The organism is Kitasatospora sp. NPDC047058 (assembly GCF_040643935.1).
GTDB lineage: Bacteria > Actinomycetota > Actinomycetes > Streptomycetales > Streptomycetaceae > Kitasatospora.
Map to the genome: position 1 here is coordinate 1 of NZ_JBEYVJ010000349.1, position 7,049 is coordinate 7,049.

Sequence of the window (7,049 nt, forward strand, 5' to 3'; positions counted from 1 at the left end):
GGGGGGGGGGGCCGGACGGGGGTGGCGGGCGCTGCGGCGGGTCTCAGGCGGCCCGGTCGGCCGGGCGGAGCAGCAGGCGCAGGGCGGTGACGGTGCCGTCGGTGCCGAGCACGGGCTCGCCCGCGCACTCGACCAGCTCGTGCCCGCCGCAGGGGCGGCGCACCTGGAGGGTGCCGTAGGCGTGGCGTCCGTGCACCAGGGCGTCGGTCATCATCCGCCGGAGCTGCGGCCGGTCCACCTCGTCGAGCCGGTCGGGCAGCCGGTCGAGGCTGAGCGGGCCGTGCCCGGGGTCGCAGCCGAGCAGCCGGAACACCTCGGCGGACCAGCGGACGTCGTCGGTGAGGAGGTCCCACTCGGCCGAGCCGACTCCGGGGTCGGGCGGTGCCTGCGCCGTGCCGTCCACTCTGCCGCCCGCCGGGTCGTCCCCGGCCGCGGTGCCCGCGCCGTCGTCCGTGCCGCGGCCCGTCCCGCCGTCCGCCGGCACGCCCGCCGCGGCCGTGGTGCTGGCCGGCGGGCGGCCTGCGGGGCGGGGCATGTCCATGGCGGTTCCATCGGTCGGGGGTGGCGGCCGGTGACCTGGCCTGTCCGGTTGGTGAGAAGACTGTCGCACAGCGGAGTCATCCCTGTGGGGGATTTGCGGCAGATCCTTGGCAAAATTCCCCCGGCATATGCCAGTGCACCGTTGGGGCCGGTCGCCCTGTGTGCGGCGGGGTGTCCGAGGCGGTAACCTTCGGTGATTCCGGCGCCCGGGCGCCCACTGCAGTACCGACCAGAGACCCCGGCGACGGAAATCCCGTTGCCACTACGACCGCCGCAACGGATGCTGACCTCATGTTCGAGCCAGTGATAGCACCTAGTGCCAGCCTCCTCGGCCTCCTCCAGCGAGGCCGCGGTGACGGGCAGCTCCATGCGCTGGCCGCCGACCGCACCGAAGCCCTCGCCGCTTTGGAGGAGTGCGTCACCAGGGACCCGCGGGCCGACTGGCAGGTCGAGAACCGCTCCCTCTACTACGCACGCCTCTTCATGGAACTCGAGGCGCCGCTCGACGGCATCGAGGACCACCTCCACGACCCGGAGGACCTCCTCGACGACGACGAGACCCGCACCGGCCTCGCGCTCTCCGTGCTGGGCCACCTCGCCGCCTACGGCCGGCGCGACGCGCTGCTGATGCTGCGCGAGTACGCCGCCACCGGCACCAACTGGGCCTGGGCGCTGGACGAGCTGGCGCTGCGGGACGACGACCGCGGCCTGCTGCTGCTCGGCACCGCCGTGCTGGACCGCTTCCCGCCGGGCCCCGAGGGCGACGCCGAGCTGCGCGAGTTCATCCGCGGTGCGTACGAGCCCCGGCCCTGGCGGCTCTGGGCGGCCTACCACCCGCGGGTCGCGGCGGCGAGCGAGCAGTCCCCCTTCGACCTCTGGCAGCGCCAGGTGAACCGCAGCGGCGTCACCCCCGGCTGGTCCACCGCCGACGTGCTGGCCTGGGCCGACCAGGGCGACCTCGGCGGCCTCGGGGCCGGCGCCTTCGCCCGGCAGCCCGACCGCCCCGAGCCCGCCCGCGACGCCGCCGACCCGGCCGCTCCCGACGCCGTCGACCGCCGTGCCGCCGCGGCCGCGCGCTGCCTGGCCGCGGTGGTCCGGCCCGAGGACCGCCCCGCGGTGCTGGAGGCGGCCCGCAGCGGCCTGCCCGGTGCCCGCCGTGCGGCGCTCCGGTACCTCGTCGACCAACGCGACCCGGCCGCCGCCGGCCTGATCGAGGCCGCCGCCGCCGACGTGGACGACCGCCTGGTGCGCGCCGCCCTGGAACTGCTCGGCCGGATGCGCGGCCCCGAGGTGCTGGCCCACGCCCGCCGCTGGGCCGACCCGGCCACCGGTGGCGCCGACAGCGCCCTCGGCGAGGCCGCCGTCCAGCTGCTCGCCGACGCCGGGGAGCCCGCCGACGGGCCGCTGGTGGTCGCCGGGCTGCGCCGCTGGGTCTCCGTCCGCGGGGTCGCCGGCACCGGGCTCGGGACGCTGGTCGACGGTGCGGGGCGGCTGGCCGCCGCGGAAGCCGTCCCCGTCCTGCGCCACATCTACGGCGAGGCCGCCTCGTCCGAACTGCGCGGCCGCGCCGCCCGGGCACTCGCCGCGACCGACGTGCACTTCCCCGAGGGGCCGGCCGTCGAGTGCCTCTGGGACTGCGAGGAGTCCACCCGGGAGCTCGCCGCGAGGCACGTCGCCACCACCGGTGACGCCCGCGTGCTGGAGCGCCTGCGCCGCCTCGCCGCCGACCCGGCCGAGGAGGCCGAGGTCCACGCCGCCGTGCGCGGCCGGCTGACCGCCGCCCGCGAGCGGAGCCGGTAGCGGAACCCCGACACGACGCAACGGGCCGGGCACCTGTCGAGGTGCCCGGCCCGTGGGCGTCGGGTGGAACCGCGTTCTACTTCGCGGGGCTCCGGTCGAGGGTGCGGCTACTTGACGACCCCGGCGTCGGGCGCCAGGGTGCCGATGCTCACCAGCACGATGATCAGGATGCCGAGCGCCACCCGGTACACCACGAACGGCATGAAGCTGTTGTGCGAGATGTACTTCAGGAACCAGGCGATCGCGGCGTAGCCGACCACGAAGGCGATCAGGGTGGCCAGGATGGTCGGGCCCCAGGCCGGCGCCGGGCCTTCGCCGATCTTGAACAGCTCCAGCAGTCCGGAGGCGAGCACCGCCGGGATCGCGAGCAGGAACGAGTAGCGGGCCGCCGCCTCGCGGCTGTAGCCGAGCAGCAGGCCGGCGCTGATGGTGCCGCCGGAGCGCGAGACGCCCGGGATGAGCGCCAGTGACTGGGCGAAACCGAACCCGGCGGCGTGCCGCAGGGTCAGGTCGGTGATCGGCTTGGCGTGCCGGACCGCGCGGGTGCGGTCGGCCACCGCCAGGACCAGGCCGAAGACGATCAGCGTGGTGCCGATGATCCGCAGGTCGCGGAGGTTGGTCTCGATGGTGTCCTGGAACAGCTTGCCCAGGATGCCGATCGGCAGGGTGCCCATGATCACGAACCAGCCCATCCGGGCGTCCTGGTGCGAGCGGAGGGCCGGCCGGAACAGCGAGAGCGTCCACGTCTTCACGATCGAGGCGATGTCGCGCCGGAAGTAGATCAGCACGGCGGTCTCGGTGCCGAGCTGGGTCACGGCGGTGAACGCCGCGCCCGGGTCCTCCCAGCCCAGCAGGGCCGGGAAGACGCGCAGGTGGGCGCTGGAGGAGATCGGCAGGAACTCGGTGAGTCCCTGGATCAGGCCGAGGACGGCCCCGTGGAACCAGTTGATCACCGGACACCCGCCCGGGGTATCCGTCGCTCGATGCGCATCAGCGGTCCTTGTTGGTGGTCGGTGCGGGAGCATGCCCGACGGCATGCGCGGGGCACATGCCGATGGCATGCGAACGGCCGGTCCCGCCCGACGCTCGGGCCGCGCGAGGGCCCGGCGCGCGCCTGATGGTACGCGGTGAAGGTGACGGGTTGTCGTCCGCCCCCGGCGCCGCCCCGCGCCCGGCCCGTGCGGGGCCCGTGCGGGGCTCGCACCGGGCGTGTGCTGGGCGTTCGCGGGTTCGGTGGCGGGCTCAGCCGGCCGCGGGGCGGGCCCGGACCCAGGTCCGGTCCTCGGTCAGGTAGCGGTCGACGGCCAGGCCGGACTCGGCGAGCGCCTGCTCGAATGCGGCGGTGGTGAGCGGCCGGGCGAGGAAGGTCTGGGTCCAGCGGGCGTCCGGGAACTCGTACTCGACGAGCACCGAGTTGACCCCGTCGCCGACCGGTGTGGCCGAGGCGATCCGGACCAGCCCGTCCGCGCCCAGCGGGCGTTCGCGCGGGATGTTCCGCCACCAGTCCTCGCCCTCGCGCTGGAGGAGCACGCAGCCGTCCGCCGCGACGTGCCGCCGGCAGGTGTCCAGCAGGCCGCGCCGTACGGCGACGTCGCCGGCGTGCACCAGGAACGAGGCCAGCATGACGACGTCGAACCGCTCGCCGAGGTCCAGCCGCTCGATCGGGCTGCGGACCGTCCGGGCCCCGCGGACCCGCGCCAGCATCTCGGCGGACTCGTCCACCGCCGTCACGGTGAAGCCGCGGTCGAGCAGGGGGTGCGTCACCCGGCCCACGCCGCAACCGAGTTCGAGGATGCGGGCGCCGGGCGGCACCGCCTGCTGGATCACCTCCGGCTCGTCGTTCACCGGCAGTCGCGCGTACAACTCGACGGCGCAGCCGTCCGGTGTGATCGCGCCCGGTCCCGTGCCGTCGTAGCCGCTGCGTCGCTCGTCGTCGCTCATGGATGCCATCCGAACACGGCCGGCGGTCGTAGGGAAGAGGGCCTCGGGAGGAGGGTTGCGGCATACCCCCAGGGGGTATAGATTCCTCGACGACGGAGCGAGGAACGCGGCGCCGAACGAGGCACCCGGGCAAGCGGAGGACGACATGGCACACCCCGCACAGCACGAGCACCAGCAGCACGCCGGCCACGAGCACGGCCACCAGGGTCACGACGGCCACCAGGGGCACACGGCTCACGCGGGTCACGCCGGCCACGCCGGCGGCGCGAGCTGGGGGATGGCCGCGCTGGCGACCCTGCACTGCCTCACCGGCTGCGCCATCGGCGAGGTCCTCGGCATGGTGCTCGGCACCGCATTCGGCCTGCACAACGGCGCGACCGTGGTGCTCTCGGTGCTGCTGGCCTTCGTCTTCGGCTACGCCCTCACCATGCGCGGCGTCCTCAAGGCCGGCCTGGACGTCCGGGCCGCGGTGAAGGTCGCGCTGGCCGCCGACACCGTCTCGATCCTGGTGATGGAGCTGATCGACAACAGCGTGATGGTGACCGTCCCGGGGGCGATGGACGCGGGCCTCGGCGACCTGCTGTTCTGGATCGCGCTGGCGGGCTCGCTCGCCCTCGCCTTCACCCTGACCGTGCCGGTCAACAAGTGGATGATCGGCCGGGGCCGCGGTCACGCGGTGGTCCACGCCCACCACCAGCACTGAACCATCGGTGCCGGGCCTGCCGGAGGCGGGCCCGGGACGCACGGAACGCCGCAGCGGCCCGTACCGACCCGAGGGGGGGACGGTGCGGGCCGCGGCGCGTTGTCCGGGCGCTTTCCGGTGTTCCGCGGAGGGCGGGGTTACCGCGGGCCGGGCTCCAGCGCGTCCAGCGTGTCGCGCAGCCAGGCCAGCTCGGCCCGGGTGGTGGCGCGGGCGATCAGCAGCATCCCGCGGCGGAACGGATCGTCCACCTCCTCGGCGCCGACCGGGCGCTCCCCGTCGTAGAAGAAGCTGGCCGGCTCGCCGAGGAACGCCAGGCGGCGGCGGAGCACGGCGGCCTGTGCGGCGGGTTCGCCGTCGAGGTGGCGGAGGAAGGCCAGCACGGTGAACCAGCGGTTCTCGTCGCTGATGTCCAGGTCGTCCGGCGTGCGGAGCCGGTCGAGCAGGGCGGCCTGCCCGGCCTCGGTGAGGTGGAGGGTGTGGCGGGGGGCGGCCGCGGTGCCCGGTTCGGTCTCGCGGACCAGCAGGCCGTCGGACTCCAGCCGCTTGATCGCCGGGTAGAGGGTGCCGTCGCTGATCGGTCGGACGTGCCCGGTGAGCGCCGCGAGGTGGCGGCGCAGCTGGTAGCCGTGCAGGGGGCGGTCGTGGAGGAATCCGAGGATCGCGAGCTTCAGCATGGGGTCACTCTCTCAGAGGGTCGTCCGGGAAGGACCGTCCGGTTATCTCGCTACCGCTATACCTCGATGACGAGGTATGGTCCGTGCGGCGGTCGGCCGCGACCGCGTACCGCGAGGACCTGACAGGGAGTACGACCATGCGCCACGCCACCGTCACCCCGAACGGCGACCGGATCCGCTGGGTGGAGCTGCCCGGCGCCGGGCCGGCCCGGCTCTACCTGCACGGCCTCGGTTCCAGCTCGCCGGTCTACTTCGCCGCGGCCGCCGCCCACCCGCTGCTCACCGGGCGCCGCTCACTGCTGCTCGACCTGCTGGGCTTCGGCATCAGCGACCGGCCGGCCGACTTCGGCTACACGCTGGAGGAGCACGCGGACGCGGTGGCGGCGGCGCTGGACGAGGCCGGGCTGGCCGGCGTCGAGGTGGTCGGGCACAGCATGGGCGGCGCCGTGGGGATCGTGCTGGCCCACCGGCATCCGCGGCTGGTCTCGAACCTCCTCCTGGTCGACTCCAACCTCGACCCGGTGCCGCCGGTGTCCCGGCCGGGCAGCAGTGCCATCGCCGCCTACACGGAGGAGGAGTTCCTGGCCGAGGGGTGGCGGCGCACCGAGCACCGGGTCGGCCCGTTCTGGTGGGCCACGATGCGGCTGGCCGGCCGGGAGGCGCTGTACCGCAGCGCCGTCCACCTGGCCCGGGCCACCGTCCCGACCATGCGCGAGCTCCTGCTCGGGCTGGACCTCCCGCGGACGTTCCTGCACCCCGTGGCCGACGGCGAACCGGCGGGTGCCGACGGGCTGCGGGAGGCGGGCGTCGAGCTGGTGGCGATCCCGGACTGCGGGCACAACATCATGATCGACAACCCCGAGGCCTTCGCCGCGGCCGCTGCCGCCGCACTCGCCCGCCGCCCGGCCGCGGCGTGACGCTCCCGTCGCGGCGGACGCCTCCTGTGCTGCGGGACAGCCCCTACCGTCCCCGGAGCAGGACGAACCTGAGCGGCGTGCCGGGGCGGGCCTGGGCGGCGGCGGCGAGGTCGGGCTCGGGCACGACGCCGACGACCGGGTAGCCGCCGGTGGTCGGGTGGTCGGCGAGGAAGACGACCGGCCGGCCGTCCGGCGGGATCTGGACGGCGCCCAGCACCATGCCCTCGCTGGGCAGTTCGCCGTCGCGGGCCCGGGTGACCGCGGGCCCGTCCGTCCGCAGTGCGATCCGGTTGCTGGCCGGGGCCACCCGGTAGTGATCGCGGGCCAGCCAGGTCACCGCCTGCGGTTCGAACCAGTCCGCGCGCGGCCCGAGCCGCAGACGCAGCACCAGTTCGGCCGGGGGAGCGGGCAGCAACCGGATCGCACTGCGGACGGACGGGCCCGCGGTCACCCGGGCCCGCGACGGCGAACTGC

General features: G+C 75.0%; 7 protein-coding genes and 1 pseudogene. 3 read left to right on the forward strand and 5 right to left on the reverse strand.

Annotation, left to right across the window (positions count from 1 at the left end; translation table 11 throughout):
- Positions 1-43: 43 nt before the first annotated feature.
- A complete protein-coding gene (locus tag ABZ885_RS32375) occupies positions 44-541 on the reverse strand; it encodes a hypothetical protein (RefSeq protein WP_360196580.1) in 498 nt (165 codons plus the stop codon).
- A 290-nt stretch (positions 542-831) separates the two neighbouring features.
- Here ABZ885_RS32375 and ABZ885_RS32380 point away from each other — a divergent pair, with 290 nt between their 5' ends.
- The gene (locus ABZ885_RS32380; RefSeq protein WP_360196583.1) at positions 832-2,340 is read left to right on the forward strand and encodes a HEAT repeat domain-containing protein; all 1,509 of its coding nucleotides are present in this window, start codon (positions 832-834) and stop codon (positions 2,338-2,340) included.
- Between the two features lie 107 nt (positions 2,341-2,447).
- Here ABZ885_RS32380 and ABZ885_RS32385 read toward each other — a convergent pair whose 3' ends face one another.
- Positions 2,448-3,290 (reverse strand): undecaprenyl-diphosphate phosphatase, encoded by an 843-nt coding sequence (locus ABZ885_RS32385; protein ID WP_360196595.1) that lies wholly within the window; start codon positions 3,288-3,290, stop codon positions 2,448-2,450.
- Between the two features lie 292 nt (positions 3,291-3,582).
- Entirely contained in the window at positions 3,583-4,281 is a 699-nt protein-coding gene (locus tag ABZ885_RS32390; protein WP_360196586.1) for a class I SAM-dependent methyltransferase, read from the reverse strand.
- Between the two features lie 277 nt (positions 4,282-4,558).
- Between ABZ885_RS32390 and ABZ885_RS32395 the strand changes: the two genes are divergently transcribed.
- Entirely contained in the window at positions 4,559-4,984 is a 426-nt protein-coding gene (locus ABZ885_RS32395; protein ID WP_360196598.1) for a DUF4396 domain-containing protein, read from the forward strand.
- Positions 4,985-5,121: 137 nt separating this feature from the next.
- Here the strand turns inward: ABZ885_RS32395 and ABZ885_RS32400 are convergent, their stop codons facing one another.
- Positions 5,122-5,658: a PadR family transcriptional regulator gene (locus tag ABZ885_RS32400; protein WP_360196589.1), complete on the reverse strand. Its 537-nt coding sequence runs from the start codon at positions 5,656-5,658 to the stop codon at positions 5,122-5,124.
- 137 nt (positions 5,659-5,795) lie between these two features.
- Between ABZ885_RS32400 and ABZ885_RS32405 the strand changes: the two genes are divergently transcribed.
- A complete protein-coding gene (locus tag ABZ885_RS32405; RefSeq protein ID WP_360196592.1) occupies positions 5,796-6,575 on the forward strand; it encodes an alpha/beta hydrolase in 780 nt (259 codons plus the stop codon).
- A gap of 43 nt (positions 6,576-6,618) precedes the next feature.
- Here the strand turns inward: ABZ885_RS32405 and ABZ885_RS32410 are convergent.
- Positions 6,619-7,049 (reverse strand): annotated as a pseudogene (locus tag ABZ885_RS32410) (allophanate hydrolase subunit 2 family protein); the annotation flags it as partial.